Origin of the sequence: Streptomyces sp. CBMA123 (assembly GCF_014596465.1) — a bacterium.
Taxonomy (GTDB): Bacteria; Actinomycetota; Actinomycetes; order Streptomycetales; family Streptomycetaceae; genus Kitasatospora.
Genome location: NZ_MECK01000357.1, coordinates 11,545 through 29,451, shown reverse-complemented (window position 1 = coordinate 29,451; position 17,907 = coordinate 11,545). Strand labels below are relative to the sequence as shown.

The 17,907-nt window shown below is 70.7% G+C and carries 9 protein-coding genes; 6 read left to right on the top strand and 3 right to left on the bottom strand.

The genetic code is table 11. From position 1 onward, the window contains the following. The first annotated feature begins 15 nt into the window (after nt 1–15). Entirely contained in the window at nt 16–1,338 is a 1,323-nt protein-coding gene (locus BG452_RS30455; RefSeq protein ID WP_188307576.1) for a DNA cytosine methyltransferase, read from the top strand. Here the strand turns inward: BG452_RS30455 and BG452_RS30450 are convergent. The 3 genes from BG452_RS30450 to BG452_RS30440 are packed head-to-tail and all read right to left on the bottom strand — an operon-like array spanning nt 1,275 to nt 5,310. Next, entirely contained in the window at nt 1,275–2,168 is an 894-nt protein-coding gene (locus BG452_RS30450) for a DUF6339 family protein (RefSeq protein WP_188307575.1), read from the bottom strand. The genes BG452_RS30455 and BG452_RS30450 overlap by 64 nt on opposite strands. Next, entirely contained in the window at nt 2,165–3,169 is a 1,005-nt protein-coding gene (locus BG452_RS30445) for a hypothetical protein (RefSeq protein WP_188307574.1), read from the bottom strand. The genes BG452_RS30450 and BG452_RS30445 overlap by 4 nt, the downstream gene beginning before the upstream one ends. Next, the gene (locus tag BG452_RS30440) at nt 3,166–5,310 is read right to left on the bottom strand and encodes a helix-turn-helix domain-containing protein (protein ID WP_188307573.1); all 2,145 of its coding nucleotides are present in this window, start codon (nt 5,308–5,310) and stop codon (nt 3,166–3,168) included. Before BG452_RS30440 ends, BG452_RS30445 begins: the two co-directional genes overlap by 4 nt. 484 nt (nt 5,311–5,794) lie before the next feature. Here BG452_RS30440 and BG452_RS30435 point away from each other — a divergent pair, with 484 nt between their 5' ends. The 5 genes from BG452_RS30435 to drmB are packed head-to-tail and all read left to right on the top strand — an operon-like array spanning nt 5,795 to nt 17,892. Continuing rightward, on the top strand, nt 5,795–6,022 hold the full coding sequence (locus BG452_RS30435; RefSeq protein ID WP_188307572.1) for a hypothetical protein: 228 nt from the start codon (nt 5,795–5,797) through the stop codon (nt 6,020–6,022). A gap of 59 nt (nt 6,023–6,081) precedes the next feature. Further along, nucleotides 6,082–10,848, top strand: a complete 4,767-nt coding sequence (locus BG452_RS30430) for a DEAD/DEAH box helicase (protein WP_188307571.1) — start codon at nt 6,082–6,084, stop codon at nt 10,846–10,848. Continuing rightward, nucleotides 10,845–12,761 (top strand): UvrD-helicase domain-containing protein, encoded by a 1,917-nt coding sequence (locus BG452_RS30425; protein ID WP_188307570.1) that lies wholly within the window; start codon nt 10,845–10,847, stop codon nt 12,759–12,761. Before BG452_RS30430 ends, BG452_RS30425 begins: the two co-directional genes overlap by 4 nt. Next, entirely contained in the window at nt 12,758–16,030 is a 3,273-nt protein-coding gene (locus BG452_RS30420; RefSeq protein WP_188307569.1) for a helicase-related protein, read from the top strand. The genes BG452_RS30425 and BG452_RS30420 overlap by 4 nt, the downstream gene beginning before the upstream one ends. Next, nucleotides 16,027–17,892 (top strand): DUF1998 domain-containing protein, encoded by a 1,866-nt coding sequence (gene drmB / locus BG452_RS30415; RefSeq protein WP_188307568.1) that lies wholly within the window; start codon nt 16,027–16,029, stop codon nt 17,890–17,892. The genes BG452_RS30420 and drmB overlap by 4 nt, the downstream gene beginning before the upstream one ends. Nucleotides 17,893–17,907: the final 15 nt, after the last annotated feature.

Below are 17,907 nucleotides of genomic sequence, written 5' to 3'. Positions count from 1 at the left end.
CTAGACTCTCGCCACATGACCAGCTCGGACACCACCGCTCCAATCCTCGAGAGCCCTTACGTTCTGGACCTCTTCGCCGGTCCCGGGGGTCTTGACGTGGCCGTGGAGGTGCTCGGCTGGCGCTCGCTCGGGATCGAGTGGGACAAGGACGCCTGTGAGACGCGTTACGCCGCCGGGCTCAAGACGTGGCACGCGGACGTGAGCGAGGTCCGGCGGAAGCGGTTCGAGAAGCTTCCCCCGGACCTCAACGTGCTGGCCGGTGGTCCGCCCTGCCAGACCTACTCGGTGGCCGGCAACGGCGCGGGGCGCAAGGCCTTGGACAAGGTCGAGAAGCTCATCCACCGCCTGGTGGCCGGGGCTCGTGAGGAGGAGATCGACGAGCAGCTGGACCGGATGGGAGGCGATCCCCGGACCGCTCTGGTCCTGGAACCGCTCCGGTACGCGATCAAGGCCCTCACCTGCCCGAACCGGGACGGACGACCGTTCGACGTGATCGTCCTGGAGCAGGTACCCGCGGTCAAGGCACTGTGGAACGTGTACAAGGCGGCCCTGGAGACGGGTCTGCCCCGGGAGGACGGAACGAGGGTTCGGTACAAGGTGGCGGAGGTCAAGACTCTGCAGACCGAGGCGTACGGAGTTCCACAGACCCGCCGCCGCACGATCCTGATCGCGCGGCTCGACAAGTACCCCGCTCCCCCGCTCCCCGCCCCCACCCACCACACCTTCAACCCGCACAAGCCGGCGCAGGGCGGCCCGGAGGACCACCAGACCGCGCTGCCGGTGGACGGGACTGCGGCTCCGCTCGAACCCTGGGTCTCGATGGGTGAGGTCCTCACGAGCCGTGAGCCCCACTTCGAGATCGTGTCGAACTACGGCAGCGGCGGCGACCCCAGGAAGCGCGGCATCCGCACACACAGACAGCCGTCGTTCACCGTCACGGGCAAGGTCTCCCGCAACGCCGTCCGTCGACACCCGAACGGCGAGCCGCTCGACCCGGACCGGCTGACCATCCCGGAGGCCGGCGTCCTCCAGACGTTCCCTCCCGACTACCCCTGGGACGGTGGCGACCGGTCACAGCAGGTGGGCAATGCCGTGCCTCCGCTGTTCGGCATGCACGTGCTGGCGGCGGCGCTCTCCCGCCCTCTCCCACCGGAGGAGAAGCTGCGGGAGAGCTGGGGTCGGCTCGCTCCGGATTCGGCGAGGTACCGGGAGCTGCGCACCGAGGGTTGCGAGGCTCCGAACGCTTGCGGGCCCAACTGCCCGGAGCCCGAGGGTCAGTCCTCCCCCGACTCGTCCCTTCCCCGAACCGGCGCATCGGCGAAGAGGTCGGCGAAGTAGTCCGCCAGCACGGTCACCGAGAGCTCCGGTGCCGGCTCTTCGTCGGGGCCGGTCGGAAGCGTGTTCCGGGACACCTGGCGGGCGGTCTCCGCCTCGTCGATCCAGTCGAGCAGCGGACGGGGGTCACGCTCGGGGTGGTCGGGTGCGATCACGTCGTACATCAGCGTCGCCGCGGCGGCGTTGACGGCGCCGGCCAGGGCGTTGGCCTCGCGGCCGGTGGCGACCTCGCCCTTGGTGACCAACCGGACGATCGCCTGGGCAGTGGGCCGATGACCGATGACGGACATCCGGAGCACGGTGTTGAGGATGTCCTGATTGCCGCAGGCCGTGACCACGGGGCCGTAGTCCGGGCCGTCGCGGAAGAGTTCCGCCGCCCACCAGAGCCGGGCGAAGGCCTGCTTGTGGTACTGGCCCCGGAACCGCTCGGCCGCGACCTTGGCGGCCTTGCCGTCCTTGGGGTCCGCCAGGTGCCGCCAGACCACGTAGTCCGGTGCGACCCCGAGCGCGAGGTAGTTCCAGAAGCGGGGATCGGCCGCCTCACGGCGGGTGAGCCGTAGCGCGGCGTGGAGGCGGGGGGCGAGCCAGGCGTCGGCCTGGGTGGCCTTGAGCCCGTTGTGCAGGCAGTAGGCCATGGCGTCCTCGGCCAGATCACGGACGGGCAGCAGCTCGCCGCGCCGGTCGTCGTGCGGGAGCGGTTCGGTGACCTGGTTCAGCTTGATGCTCGGCACGTCCTCGCGGCCGGTGAGCAGGCCCTCGGTGAGGAAGTCGCCCGCCTCGGCGTTGGGCAGCAGGGCGAGGCGCTCCGGGAGGTGGCTGGGCCGGTCGGTCATGCGTCGTCCCCCTGCGTGAGGCGTTCCAGGTCGCGGATGGTGGTGGAGAGCGTCCGGGGGACGCCGGCCCGCCGGGAGGCGGCGAAGTGGATCCGGGACTGGAGTTCCCCCCACCCTGCGGCGGAGGATCCGATGCGCGCCGCGTGGACCGCCCGCAGCGCCTGCTCCGGCTCGCGATCGGGGTACATGTCGGGGAGCATCTCCCGGAGCACCTCGCCCTGCCAGCCGTGCGGGAAGACCGGGGTGCCGTCCTCCTCCACCTCGAGGTCACCGACGGCCGAGTGGAAGACCGCCGTCCAGACCTCGGAGCACATCTGCGCGAGGAGGAGTTCCCGGACGGTCTTCTCCGGGCCGGTGCCGCCGTCGGCGCCGATCAGGTCGCCGAGCCCGTCGAAGTCGGTGTTGACGCGCACGGCCGGGATCCGGCCGGTGGTGTCGACGAGCCAGGGGGAGTCCTTGTAGCGCTGGAGCCGACTCGCCCCGGCACCGAAGTTCACCATCCTGACTTCGAGTTCACGCGCGAGCAGCGGCACGGCCTCGATGACGTCGACGAACCACTCCACGTCGGAGGTGGCGATCACCCGACCGGGTACGCCGTCGACGGTAGCGACGACGTGCACGGCGAGCGAGGCCCGGTCGAGGAGGTCACAGCGGTAGAGGTACAGCTCGGCGGTTCGGTCCCGGCCGTCCTCGGAGACCGGGGAGAACTCCACGCTCGTCCGGAAGTTGGTGGCCCGCTCGGTCAGGACTGCGACGACCTTGACGTTCTGCCAGGGCCCGGACGGGTCCAGCGCCTTGGCCGGGAGACCGACGGCGAGACGGAGCCGGGCCTGGGTCCAGTCGGGGCGGTCCTCGTCGGGCCCGAGCGCGACGACGCGCTCGACGGTGGAGAGGTACTTGCTCTCCACGTCCTCCCAGGACTCGCCCTCGGCCTTGATCTGGGCACTCTCGACACGCCAGGACACGTTGCCGGTGAGCCGCCGGTAGGGGTAGACCTTCACGCCTGCTCCCCCTTTCCGATGCGGAGTTCGACGACCAGTCCGGTCAGTTGGGCCCGGACGGGATGGCGGGAGACGTCGGTGACACCGCGGAAGACCGCCTTGCGGCTGCCTGGCGACAACTGAAGGGCCCCGTCGACGACCTCGCAGCCGCTGATGGCGACGAGGTCCTTCCACGGTGCGGCGGGGCGGGGGCCGGAGCGCACGTCGAACTTGGCGACCGGTGTGACCGGACGGTCCGTGGCCACCCCGGAAGGCACCCTGAGGTCAACGGTGACCGACCAAGCGCCCGTCTCGTCGATCGACGCGTCCACGTTGTCCAGTTCGGGCAGGACCGCGGCCATTGCTGGGCGCGGCTTCTTCGCAGCGCCGCCCACCTTGAGCCGCCCGGCGATCTTGGCCTCTCCCCCGTTGCGGCGCTTCGCCCGGGGCACGGCGACCAGGTCGCGCACCGCGGTGTTCGCCGCGGTGGTCAGGGCGGCAATGCGCCGGTAGGCGGCGGGCGAGTAGGCCAGGCGCAGTTCCTCGGTCTGCCCCCACCTGTCGTGCTCGGGCGGCTCGGAGGCGCGGAGGAACTCCTCGGCCGCCTCGGCGCCGGGGGCGTCCGGGCCCGCCGCGCGACCGGTGAGAAGGATCGCCTGGAAGGGGTTGGTGCCGACGGGGAGGTTGGTGACGGCACTGTCCTTGACGGTCATGCGGTTGCCTCGCATGGACACCAGTCGGTTGGAACTGCCGTCGGCGTCCTCGGCCGTGGTGACCAGGACCACCGCCTCGTGCGGCACGCCACCGCGCACCTGTCCCCCGTGCAGGGGAACGTTGAGCGTGACGGTGGCTCGGGCGACCTGGCCGGGGCCCGTGAGACGGTCGACGGTGGCCCCCTCCAGGAAGGCGCGCAGAGCGCGGGTACGGGAGGGCTGGGTGACGACCGGATCCACGTGCTCGTCGCGAACGAGGGCGCCGTCGATGTAGGTACGGACGGACGCCTCCAGATGCGGCTTGTGGTCACCGCCACCCGTCATCGCGGCCCAGAAGTTGCGACCGAGTGCCTCGACGAGCCGGGCGTGCATGCGCAGGACGGCGTCGTGCTCGTTCTCCTCGGTCTCCACCTCGTCGTCGGTCTCCTTGGCCTGCACTCGGCTGGCGACGTCGTGGGCACCGACGATGAGGAAGGAGGTGCCGGGCGCCGCGCTCTCGCGGGTGAGGTAGAGCTTCTCGACGGTTTCCTCGTCGGCCCACCAGGAACGGGCCACGTCAGCGGACTTGGTGGTCGAGTCGGGGCGCCCGAACCAGGCCGGTCCCGCGAACTCCCGGCCGTCGACCTCACGCCAGGGGAGGTCGAGTCGGCCGATGAGACGACGTTCGGTGCGGCCCTCATGCGGTTCGGAGAGCGTGGAGTTCATCAGTACGAGGCCGAGCCGACTGGTGGCCCACAAGGTGGCCTTGCCCAGGCCGTAGGAGCCACCCGCCCCGAGGTCCCGCTTCTGGCTGTCGAGTTGGCGCCGGACGACGGCAGCGAAGATCCCGTCGTCGTAGTCGCCACCCGTCAGACCGGTGGCGTTGTAGTCGTCGATCCGGAGCAGCACCAGACGATGGCTCTGGTACATGTCACGCAGGCCGCCCGCGATCGTGCGCGCGACCTTGCCCTGCTTGCCGTTGTCGGCGGTCAGCGCGTCGTAGTGCGGGAGGAGGTTCTCCCAGTCGATGGCCTCACGGAACCGGGCGACGGCCTCACCGGAGAGGTGGTGCAGGGTGTAGCGCACCCGGACGGGCTCGGCGGGGTCGAGGCGCGCGTCGAGGCTGTTCTGCGTGGCCTCGCGGGCAAGGACCTCGACGTCCGCCTCGAAGGCGAACGCGGCGGCGTTGCCGTACTCGCGGCCGCCGTCGACATGGGCCGGCCGGTGGTACCAGGAGACGGGCAGCCCGAGTTGGGCGTCGGCACTGCGGGTGTGGACGGTCTCCAGGTCGGTGTTGAGCACCTCGGCGATCCGACGGATGGTGTCGTCCCGGGGCACGGACCGACCGACGATCCAAGCCGAGACGGCGGCTCGGGTCACGCCCAGGTCGTCCGCCAGCTCGGTCTGGCTCTTCCCCGCGTTCTTGAGCTGGCGCGCCAGCCAGGGGCCGAAGTCCTCAGCCGCCTTCACGTCCCACCTGCTTCCGCATGGCTTGTTTCACAAGGTGACAGCCACGCTACCGCATCACTGTTGACAGTGATACCCCCTTGTCAACCAACCTTTGACAGGATGCAGGCACAGTCGGAATGACCGTCGAACACGCATCAGAAAAGCGGGATCGGAGCCCTTTCAATGTGCCGGAATTTCCCCGGAAGTTCCGAAAGAACCCCATTTGATTCAGGCTTGCACGTCGACGTGATCCATGGCAGGGTAGTGGCCACTTCCCCGGCGGACGCCACAGGAAGCGGCCCGAACCAGGGCCCGGTACGACTGTCTTCCTTGGGGGGAATTCTTTTCGGCCGCCCTCCGGAATCCCCGTTCACACGGATTCCGTGTATTCCCGTACGGCCCGTTCCCTCTGCGCCAATGCACCACCTCGCACCATTCCCTCGTGTACGTCTCACGAAAGCGAACAGGTACCTCGGTGTCCCCGCAGAACTCTCCGCTCCACCGCATGCGTTCCATCGTCTCCGCCTGCGACCGGCTCGCCGACGACCCCCAGGCCCTGGAGACCTACCTCCTCCTCAGCGACATCGACCACGACATGGTCACCTCCTACCGGAACGCCATCCGCGACGCCGAGGCCGGGGCCCGTCGCCCCCGCCGGAACCCGGGCCAGTGCCAGCGCACCGTCCGTCACATCTGCTGTTCCGTCATCTTCACCGCGCACCACGATCGTTGACGATACGCCTGACACCCAGCGCCGCCCGACCTCCCTCCGCACCCGAAGTGGAACCACCCGTGGCCGACTCGCAGTCCCCCGTGATCCGCACCGTCGTCGAACAGTCCCTCCGCGTCCTGGAGACGTACGGCATCGACGCGGGCCTGATCCCCGAACACGCCAACGGCGAACGCCGCATCACCCAGGGTGGGTACGGCGACCGCCAGCTCTTCGAGCTCGTCCAGAACGCAGCCGACGAGCTGCGCAACGAGCCCGGCGGCCGGATCCAGGTCGTCCTCACCGGCACCCACCTGTACTGCGCCAACCAGGGCGACCCGGTGACTCCCGAGGGCGCGGAGACCATCCTGCGCATGAGTATGTCCCGCAAGCGCGGCGGGCAGATCGGCCGGTTCGGCGTGGGGGTGAAATCCGTCCTGGTGGTGACGGACGCACCCGAGTTCTTCAGTCGCGAGGGAAGCTTCGGCTTCGACCGGACCTGGTCCTACGAGCTGATCCGCAACGTCCCCGGCGTGCGCGAGCGGCTCGGCGAGGTCTTCGAGGCACCCGTGCTGCGGATGGCCCGCGAGCTGGACATGGCGACCGAGCGTCTCCACGACCAGGTGCTGGACGAACTGCTGGAGTGGGCCACCACGGTGGTCCGCCTGCCGCTGCTGCCCGGCGCCGCCGACCGGCTCGGCAAGGACATGCACGGCCACCAGGGCGTCGCCGGTCACGACACTCGCGAGGAGTTCCCCGCCGGCTTCCACCTGTTCTCCCCGCACGTGGGCCAGGTGGTCCTGGAGGACCGCCGGCCCCGCCCGGTCGCGCGCCGTGCCCTGCGGTCCGAGCGGGACGGCAGCCTCCACACCATCCAGGAGGAACGGGTCGGCAAGCCGCCGACCGCCTCGCGCTGGCGGGTCTTCACCCGCACCCACGAGCCGACCGACGCCGCCCGCGGCGACGCCGGCGAGCTGCACGACCGGGTGTCCATCGACGTGGCCTGGGCGGTTCCGGCCTACCGCACGGACGAGCGCACCGGGCTGCTCGGCTCCGCCGAGGCCCGGGGGCGCGGCCGGTTCTGGTCCTTCTTCCCGACCAAGTACGAGATGACCCTCAGCGGCATCCTGAACGGGGCCTGGAAGACCAACGAGGACCGTCAGAACCTTTTGGACTCCTCACCGTTCAACGTCGAGATGATCCAGGTGGCAGCCCGTCTGGTGGTCGAGTCGCTGCCCGAACTCGCGCCCGCGGAGGACCCGGGCGCGTACCTTCCGCTGCTGCCCGGCCGTTCCAAGGGCGTGGAGACGATCAGTTGGGCGGACCGCCTGCTCACCGAGCAGATCTGGGCGGCCACCTCGGTGTGTCCGTCACTGCCGGACCAGGACGGCATTCTGCGCACCCCCGGCGAGTTGGAGATCCATCCGGATCTGGGGAAGGACGGCACCGCGGTCACTCGCTGGCTGCGGCTCTGGCAGGCCTACTCGGGCCGCCCCCGCAACTGGGTGCACCCCTCGGTCGAGGCCACCGACCTGCGGGCGGGCAAGGTCCAGCACATCCTGAGCGCCGCCGGACGGCAGCGGGCCTCGGTCGTCGCGTGGCTGGAGGCACTGGTCTCCGACGGCTCGGCCGAGGCGTCGGCGGCCGCCATCCGGATCGTCGCCGACATGATCGCCTCGAACGCCTCCTGCGCTGCCAACGCCCGCAAGGCCCGGATCGTGCTCACCGAGGAGCACGGCCTGGTCGCCCCGCTGGGCAGCGTGGTGTACCGGCGCACCGAGGAGGACGGCCTGCGGGAGTCGCTGGTCTACGTCGACCGGGCCCTGTCCGAGGACCCGTCGCTCTCCTCCGCCCTCACCGCCCTCGGCATCCAGGAGGCCGACGTCCGGGGGCGCTTCGTGAGCGTCCTCGACCAGGGCTTCGAGGCGTACGGCACCCAGGAGTGGACCCGCTTCTGGGAGCTGTTCCACCGGGCGGGCGCGTCGATGGTGGGCCACGAGGTGACCAAGCGGGTCCCGGCGCCGGCGGAAACCCTGATGGTACGGACCGACGACGGCCGCTTCCGTCTCATGCGCGACTGCATGCTGCCGGGGGCCGTCGTCACCGGCGAGAGCGACCCCGAGATCGCGGTGGACATGCGCTTCCACTCCGATGACGCGGGCTTCTTCCGGGAGTTGGGCCTGCGGGACCGGCCGACCTCCAATCACCGTCCCGAGGCGGAACCCTGGTTCGACGAGTACCGGGAGGCAGTGCACGCGGCGTACTGCCGCACCCTCGACGATCGGGCGAGCCGGCCCGCGCTGGCCAGGACCAGGGTCGAGGGTTCTCCCGTCGGTGGACCGCTGCACCTGCTGCCCCGGCTCTCGGAGAAGGCCCGCGCGGAGTTCCTCCGAGCGCTGCCCGAGGAGGCGCTGATCGCGAACTGGACACTGCAGATCGGGGCCCAGGCCACCACGCGTCGTCCGGTGCTCTCCCCGATCCGTTGGATGCTCACCCGGCACGGTCGGATCGGGACCTCACAGGGCCTCAAATCCCTCAAGGAGGCCGTGGGTCCGCAGCTGGAGGCGTACCGCGACGTGCTTCCCGTGGCATCGATCAGTACCGAGAAGGCCCGCAAGCTGGGACTCGCGGACAGTGTCGAGAAGGTCCGCCGGCAGCAGTGGGAACAGCTCCTGGAGAAGCTGCAGGAGAGCGAGGACGACGCGTTCGTCGGCTCCACCTACGCCCTGCTGACCCGGTTGGAGATCGACTTTCCCGAGGGATCGCTGACCCGCTGCCGGGTCGGCGAGACCTGGGGCACCCGGGAGGACGGCGAGATCGCCGTCGCCGCCGACCCGGAGGAATACCGCTCCTTGCAGGCCGAGCGGGTGCCGGCGCTGTTGATGCCGGACGGGGAGTCCGCCGACCTCATGGTCGAGCGGTGGGGCATGCTGCGCCACGACGACGTCATCACCCGGGAGACCCGACACGAGTCGAACGTGGAGCCCGTTCCGCTGGTCGAGGAGTTCCCGACCCTGCGCCAGAAGATGGGCACCGCGGTCGGCACGTACTCCCTGCTGCGGTGCTCCACCCTGGAGGAGGTTCTCCGCACCCCGAGCGGTCCGAAGCCGAAGGCTCTGGAGAGCGCCCGTCAGGGCAACGTGATCAAGGTCGTGGATTCGCTGGACCGGCTCGGCACCCTCCGGGCCGTGGACCGTGAGCTTGGTCTGCGGATGGGAGACGCGGGCTGCCGGGCGGTCCTGGACGCCCAGGAACGCCAGGAGCAGGACGAACAGTTGCGGTCCAAGCTCAAGGCGATCCGCGAGGCCTCGGACGTGACGGCCAAGCTGGAGCTGCTGATCGGCGCGGAAGCACTGCGAGACCGGCTCCCCGCCGGCCTGATGGAGGCCGAGCGCCAGGAGCTGGACGGACAGGAGCCCACCGGGCGGCGGATCGCGCAGATGGCGTTCAACGCGCACGGCGACACCGTGCTCAAGGCACACGTCCGCGACATCCAGGAGCGCATCCCGAACGCCCCGTCCTCCTACACCGGAGGGTCTGCGGCGGTGTCCTTCGTCGCCGATCTGGGCCTGCCCGCGCCGTTCGCCGGCTACCGGACCCCCGCGCTCGAACAGAGTCTGACCGTCGACGGCCCCAGGGACTTCCCCCGCCTGCACGACTACCAGGAACGGCTCGCCCTCAACATCTTCGAGATGCTGGACCGGTTCGCCCCGCAACGCGCCATGCTGTCCCTGCCCACCGGCGCCGGCAAGACGCGGGTCACCGCCGAGGCCGTGATCCGCTGGGTCAAGCAGACCGGTGCACTCAGGGGTCCGATCCTGTGGATCGCCCAGACCGAGGAACTGTGCGAACAGGCCGTGCAGAGCTGGCAGTTCGTCTGGAGCCGGGCGGGTGCGCAGGATCGGCTGACGATCAACCGGTTGTGGACCTCGAACGAGGCGGCCCCGGTCACCGATGGGCCACAACTCGTCGTGGCCACCGACGCCAAGCTGCGGTTGTGCCTGGAGACCGACCGGTACGCCTGGCTGCGTGACGCCGCGCTGGTCGTGGTGGACGAGGCGCACATGGCGACCAGCCCGAGCTACACCGAGATCCTCGAGTTGCTCGGCCTGACCCAGCACCGCACCGAACGGCACCTGCTCGGTCTCACCGCCACCCCGTTCCGCGGCCACAACGAGGAGGAGACCCGCCGCCTGGTCAACAGGTTCGGCGCCCGTCGACTGGACGAGGGCGTTTTCCCCTCCGGCGACGCTTACGGCCACCTCCAGGAACTCGGCGTGCTCGCACGGGTCGAACACCAGGAACTGACCGGCGGCACGATCGAACTGTCCCGCCAGGAGCGGGAGAGCGCCGAGCAGTTCAGTCTCCTGTCCAAGGCCGCCGAGCAGCGGCTGGCCGACGACCACGACCGCAGCAGGCGCATCGTCGCGGAGATCGCGGCGATGGACGAGGACTGGCCGGTGCTGGTGTTCGCCACCTCGGTGGAACACGCCAAGTACCTGGCGGCAAGGCTGATGGACCACGGGATCTCCGCGTCCTCGGTGGACTCCACCACCTCCGACAACGACCGTCGGGCGCGGATCCGGGAGTTCCGCGACGGCCGGGTGCGGGTGCTCACCAACTACGGTGTCCTCACCCAGGGATTCGATGCGCCGGCCACCCGCGCGGTGGTGGTCGCCCGCCCGGTCTACAGCCCGAACGTGTACCAGCAGATGATCGGGCGCGGTCTGCGCGGACCCCGCAACGGCGGCAAGGACACCTGCCTCATCCTCAACGTCCGCGACAACATCCGGAACTTCGACACCGCCCTCGCCTTCACCCGGTTCGAGCACCTGTGGAGCACTCGGTGATCCCCTCCCCAGAGGACGGCCCAGTCCTCACCACCGAGCAGCAGGCCGTCGTCGACCAGCCGTGGGACACCCGCCTCCTGGTCACCGCCGGCGCCGGCACGGGCAAGACCCACACCCTGGTGCGCCGTATGGACGCGCTCATCGGCCACACCGACCCGGAGGAGGCGCTCGAGGCCTCCGAACTGCTGGTCCTCAGCTTCTCCCGGGCCGCGGTCCGGGAATTGCGGGACCGGATCGCCCGGCACGGCGAGCACGCGCGGCGGGTACGGGTACAGACCTTCGACGCCTGGGCGTACTCCCTGCTGCTGCAGGCGTACCCGGACGGCGAGTGGTCGGCGCTCTCCTTCGGCGAACGCATCCGGGCCGCCACCGAGGCGATCGAGAAGGGCGCACTCGACTCCCTGGAGGCCGGCCCGCCCACACACGTCATCGTCGACGAGGTGCAGGACCTGGTGGGTGCGCGCCGCGAGATGGTGGAGTCGCTGCTCGACCGGCTCCAGGACTCCTGCGGGTTCACCCTGGTCGGCGACCCCGCCCAGGCAATCTACGACTTCCAGATCGAGGACCCCGAGGAGTACGCCGACCGTGCCGACCTCTTCCTCCGCTGGGTGCGGATTTCCTTCGCCGACGACCTGGTCGAACTCCACCTGACCCGGAACTTCCGGTCGGTCACCCCCGAGGCTCGCACCGCGCTCCCGTTCGGCCCGGCCGTCCAGGGCATCGGCAGCGCCGCCGAGGGACCGGACACGGCGGCCGAACGGCTCCACGGGGCGCTGCGCGAACAGCTGCACGACCTGCCCGACCTGGGGCCGCTCACCGACTCGTTCACCCTCGACTCGCTCCGGTCCTTCCCCGGTACCTGCGCGATCCTGTGCCGCGACAACCGGCAGGCTCTGGTGCTCTCGGAACTGCTGCACACCCACGGGGTCCCGCACGCCCTGCGGCGTTCGCTCCAGGACCGGCCGGTACCGTACTGGGTCGCCGAGCTCCTGCGTCGCACGCGGGCCGTCACTCTCGACGAGCAGCAGCTGCGCACGGTCCTCACGGCGATCCCGCTGCCCGAGGCGACCGACGTCGACCGGGTGTGGCGGTCCCTGAGGGTGGCGGCACGCGGTGCCGGTCGGGGCACACTCGACCTGGCGCGGCTGCGCCGTCTGGTGGTGGAGCACCGGTTCCCGGACGAGCTGGCGGATCCGGAACCGGCCCGCTTGGTCGTGTCCACGGTGCACCGCTCCAAGGGCCTGGAGTTCGATCGGGTGGTCCTGCTCGACCCGCCGACCATGACCGAGCTGCGGCGCCGCACCGACGGACTCGACGTTCCTGCCGAGGCCCGCGCGCTCTACGTGGCGATGACCCGGGCGCGGGAGGACCTGTACCGGATCGCCGCGCCCGACACCGTGACGGTGCTCCGGCACAAACCGACCGGCCGCTGGTACCGGGGGGTCCCGAACCCGCGCCACCGATGGCGCCGCGACGGCGTCGAGGTGCGGGCCGGCGACGTGGACACGATGGAACCCGCCGACGCCCCGATCGACGCCCCCGCGGCCCAGGCGTATCTCCTGGAGCGAGTGCGGCCGGGGCAAGCGGTGACGTTCCGGCTGCGCGACACGCTCCCTACGGGCCCCGAGCAGAGCCCCCGGTACGCCCTGCTGCACGAGGAGCGGGAGATCGGCGACGCCTCCGAGACCTTCAGGAGCCAATTGCATTCCGTCCTGAAGGTCGGCGCGGCCTGGGAGATCCGCTGGCCCGAGGAGATCACCGGGCTGCGGATCGACTGCCTGGAGTCGGTCGCCGGCAGCCGGGCCGCCGGAATCAACGCGGGCCTGGGTGAGTACGGGGTGTGGATCGCCCCACGCATCAGTGGAATCGGACGGTTCCGACACACCGCCGGAACCGAGGAGGAGCAGGAATGACCATCCACACAGGGCGGCACGCCGGCCACTACGAGGTCCGTGAGGATCTGGTGGCCCGACTCCGCCGGGAGTTGCTCGGCCCCGATGTCGACGCCTCCGTCGAGGACCGTACCGAGGTCCTCGATCAGGACGCTCCGATCACCCGCTATCCGATCGGTGTGCTCTTCCCCCGCCCGGCGGACGCGGAGGCCGGCCGTCGTCTCCTGGAGGACGCCGCCGAGCAGGACGGCCTGGACGAGGAACCGATGAGCAGGTCGGACGGCCTCGACGAGTCCGGGGCGACCGTCGAGCGCCCCAACGCCGGCGACCGCCGCCCGTCCTCCGTCGGCCTGACCTTCGCGGTCGACCTCGACGTGTGCCGGGAGATCGTCGTCTCGGCCCGCGCCGCCGCGTACGAGCCGGAGGACGCCGAGGGGCGCAAGGTCTCGGCCCGCCGCAGCGAGGCCCGCACCACCGCCGATCAGCGGGAGCACTGGCGCAGGGTGGAACTGGAGCTGCCGGACACCCCGATCGATGTCACACACCCGGGCCGCGGTGCCTCCCGAGACCTGATCGACGGCACGGCCCGATTGGAGGTGCACGTCCGTCGCCCCTCGCCTGAGACCGGCACGGTCACCGTCACGGTCACCCTGGTCAACATCCAGAAGGTCGGGCAGCGGGAACTCCAGGACGCCTTCGCCCTCTTCCAGACCGGGCTGACGGTCCGCGCGGCCAACGGCTCGAGCGCCTTCGTGGAACGCCCGACCGCCCTGTCCGCCGTCGATCCCGAGTTGGAGAGCAGCCGGCTGCTGCACCGGCACGCCCCCACCTTCGCCACCGGCCACGGCTGCGCGGCGATGTGGGACTGGACCCCGCCCCCGATCGGCCTCGCCGACGTGGTGCGGGCGGGCGTGGTCGAGGTACGCACCGAGTTCGTGCCCACCCATGAGGTGCTGCTCACCGACTCCAACCCGACGATCGACGCCGAGGCCCTCACCATGCTCGGCCTCGCCGAGGCCGACGACGCCGGGGTGGTCGCCGCACTGGAAGGGTTGGCCGCGGGCTACGAACGGTGGATCGAACGGAAGCGGGACGAGGCTGCCGCGCTCACCGGCACCTCGTACGAGCAGGCCGCGGCCGACCAGGTCCGCGCCTGCGGCGAGGCCTTGGAGCGGATCCGTGAGGGTATCGCGCTGCTGCGCGACAAGCCCGACGTGATGTGGGCGTTCCGCCTGGCCAACCGGGCGATGGCGACTCAGCGGGCCCGGGCCGCCTGGGTCAAGGACGGCCGGGTGGGAGAGCCTGACCCGGCCTCCGCGCGCTGGCGTCCGTTCCAGATCGCCTTCATTCTGCTGTGCCTGGCCGGGGTGGACCACGCGGAGCACCCCGACCGGGGCGTGTCCGACCTGCTCTGGTTCCCCACCGGTGGTGGCAAGACCGAGGCGTACCTGGGTCTGATCGCGCTGACCATCTTCCTGCGCCGGAAGCGGCGCGGGTCGGCCGGCGGTGGGGTCACCGTCCTGATGCGCTACACCCTGCGGCTCCTGACCCTGCAGCAGTTCGAGCGTGCCGCGATCCTGATCTGTGCCATGGAGCGGATGCGCCTGGAGAACCGCGAGGAACTGGGCCACGAGGAGATCTCCATCGGCATGTGGGTGGGCCGGTCCGCCACGCCGAACAAGCTGGACGTGGCCTCCCGGCAACTCGCCGCCGCCCGCACCGGTCGGGTGCTCCAGACGGAGAACCCCGTCCAACTGCACGCCTGCCCGTGGTGCGGAACCGCCCTCGACGCCCACCACTACTCGGTGGACGAAGAGGCCCAGCGGATGGACGTCCGCTGCCCGGGCGCGAACTGCGAGTTCTCCGACGGGCTGCCCGTACACCTGGTCGACCAGGCCGTGTACGCGGCCCGGCCCACCCTGGTGATCGCCACCGTCGACAAGTTCGCCTCGATGCCGTGGCGCGAGCAGACCGCCGCCCTCTTCAACCGGGACCGCCAGGACGGCACCCCACCGCCGGAGTTGATCGTCCAGGACGAACTGCACCTGATCTCCGGTCCGCTGGGCACCCTGACCGGCCTGTACGAGACGGCCGTGGACGTGCTTGCCGACCGTCCCAAGGTCATCGCCTCCACCGCGACCATCCGCCGGGCCGCCGACCAGGGGAGGGCGCTGTTCTCCCGCGAGGTACGGCAGTTCCCGCCCGCCGGTCTGGACGCACGCGATTCCTGGTTCGCCGTGGAGACGCCCGCGAGCGAGAAGGCGTCCCGCCGCTACGTGGGTCTGCTGGCCCCCGGCACCAGTCAGTCCACCCTGCTGATCCGCACCTACGCCACCCTGCTCCACCAGGCGATGCGTGCCGACACCACGAAGGAGGTGCGCGACGCGTACTGGACGCTGGTCGGTTACTTCAACAGCCTGCGTCTGCTGTCCGCCGCCGAACTCCAGGTCCACGACGACGTCGTGGCCCACCTGGACCACCTGGCCGATCGCGACGGGTGCGATCCCCGCTCCGTCGGCAACCACTCCGAGCTGACCAGTCGGGTCGACGCCAGCGACATTCCGGCCCGCCTGAAGCAGATCGAACGCAGGTTGACGGACGGTGACGCGGCGGACGTGGTGGACGTGCTCCTCGCCACGAACATGATCGCCGTCGGCGTGGACGTGGACCGGCTCGGCCTGATGGCCGTCATGGGCCAGCCGCAGACCACCGCCGAATACATCCAGGCCACCAGCCGAGTGGGCCGTGCCCACCCCGGACTCGTCGCGGTGATGCTCAACGCGGGCCGCTCCCGGGACCGTTCGCACTACGAGAACTTCCAGCACTTCCACTCCGCGCTCTACCGCGAGGTCGAATCCACCTCGGTGACGCCCTTCTCGGCCCGCGCCCGCGACCGCGGCCTGCACGCGGTGATCGTCGCCCTGGCCCGCATCGCGATCCCCGCGGCCCGCAGGGACGAGGACGCGGGGAGGATTCACCTCTTCCGGGACGAACTGCGGGAGACGATCCGTCCGCTGATCCTCGAACGGGTCGGCAGCGTCTCCCCGGTGGAGAGCGCGGCCAAGGAGGTCGCCCACGTCGCCGCGGCGTTCGACGAGTTCGTGGACTGGTGGCACGACGAGGCCGAGGCGCACGGCGGTCTGTACTACGAACCGAAGCGCGGGCGTTCCGTCCCCTCGCTGCTCAAGCCCTACAACGACGCCCTGGAGGACGTCGAAGCGTGGGAGACCCTGTGGTCCCTGCGCGACGTCGACGCCGAGTCCGCCCTGTTCATGGAGGCATCCCGATGACCCCGCCCCCGTCCCGCCGCCGGCGCGGCGCCGCCGGCTCCGCCACACCGGCCCGCAACCTGCCCCGCCGCGGTGCGGTCCGCCGAGCCCAGGCCATCACCACCTACGGCGTGGGGTCACTGATCGCCGTCGACCAGGAGTCCTTCATCGTCGCGGGCATCGACGGCGCCGCGGAGCAGTGGCCCCGCGACGAGGCACCGGTGATCCGCGAGCCCCGTCTCGCCCGGGTACTGGGCGTGCGACACTTCCGACTCCCCCCGGCCTCCGGCGACGACAGCCGGGACGGCATCCGCGTACGCCGCTTCCCGCTCTGGCACCACTGCCCCGAGTGCCACGCCCTGGACCACGTGGGAAAGTTCAATCCTCCTCCCGGGCGCAACGAGTGCGGCGAGTGCGCCGAGCCGCTGGTACCGTCCCGTTTCGTGGTCGCCTGCGAGGACGGGCACATCTCCGACTTCCCGTACCGGGCCTGGCTGCACCGACGTCGGCGCGGGGAAGGCACAACCGTCACCTGCGACGGCCGGATGAGCCTCCGGTCGTCGGGCCGCACCTCCTCGCTCCGCTCCGTGGTGCTCTCCTGTTCCTGCGGAGTGCCCGAGGTGTCCATGGAGGGTTGCTTCCGAGCCGGCGCCCTCAAGGAGCTGAACATCGGGTGCAAGGGGGAGCGGCCATGGCTGAAGGACGCGCCCAAGGACCCCTGCTCCCTGACGCCCCGCACCCTCCAGCGCGGTTCCTCCTCCGTCTGGCAGCCGGTGCTCCGGTCGGCCCTGTCCATCCCGCCCTGGAGCGACACCCGGGTGAACGCGCTGGACAAGCACTGGGACAAGCTCCGCGGCTGCACCAGCCTCGTCGAGATGGAGATCCACCTGAAGCACATCTTCGACGGGATGCCCTCCCCCGTGAGCGCCCAGGAGGCTTTGGACCTGGTCGCCGCGATGGAGGCCGAGGACCCCTCCGGAGCCGACGTCCCCGACCGTGACCAGGAGCAGCGCTACCGGGCCCTGCGCGACCTGGAGTACCAACGCCTGTGCGCCGGCAATCCCGAGGAGTCCGGTCACCACACCGAGCAGTTCGTCTGCGAGCCTCCGATCGGCGACGGGAAGCCGCTGGACGCCCTGGGCCTCGTCACCCCGATGCTGGTGAAGAAGCTCCGTGAGGTCCGCGCCCTGAAGGCCTTCACCCGGGTCATCGAACCCGAGACCTCCGCCGAGGGCCACGAGGCGCCGCTCTCCCTCGCTCCCACCGACTGGCTTCCCGCGATGGAGGTGCACGGCGAGGGCGTGTTCCTCCGCCTCGACGAGGAGAAGGTGGATGCCTGGGCCGAACTGCCCGCCGTCGCGGCCCGCGTGGCCCGGATGCGCCTCCGCCACCAGCAGGTCCTCACCGAGCGGGCCTCCGATCCGGCCCGGATCCCGATCTCACCCGCCACCCCCCGCATGGCCCTGTTGCACACCTTCGCACACGTGATGATCAACGAGTGGAGCCTGGACTCGGGCTACCCCGCGGCGTCGCTGCGCGAACGGATCTACTCGGGCGACGAGATGGCCGGGGCGCTGATCTACACGGCCACCAGCGACTCGGCCGGGAGTCTCGGCGGCCTGGTCGCCCAGGGCGAGATCGACCGGCTCGCCCGGGCCGTGCGCTCGGCCGTCCATCGTGCCGAGTGGTGCTCCGCCGACCCTCTCTGCATCGAGACGGAGATCTCCGGCACGGGCGGCACCAACCTGGCGGCCTGCCACGCCTGCGTGATGCTCCCGGAGACCAGTTGCGAGCACAACAACGGCCTGCTCGACCGGGCCCTGCTCGTCGGTACCCCCGAGGACCCGTCGATCGGCTTCCTCTCGCCCCTGCTCACCGGCTGAGCGCCGAACGATGAC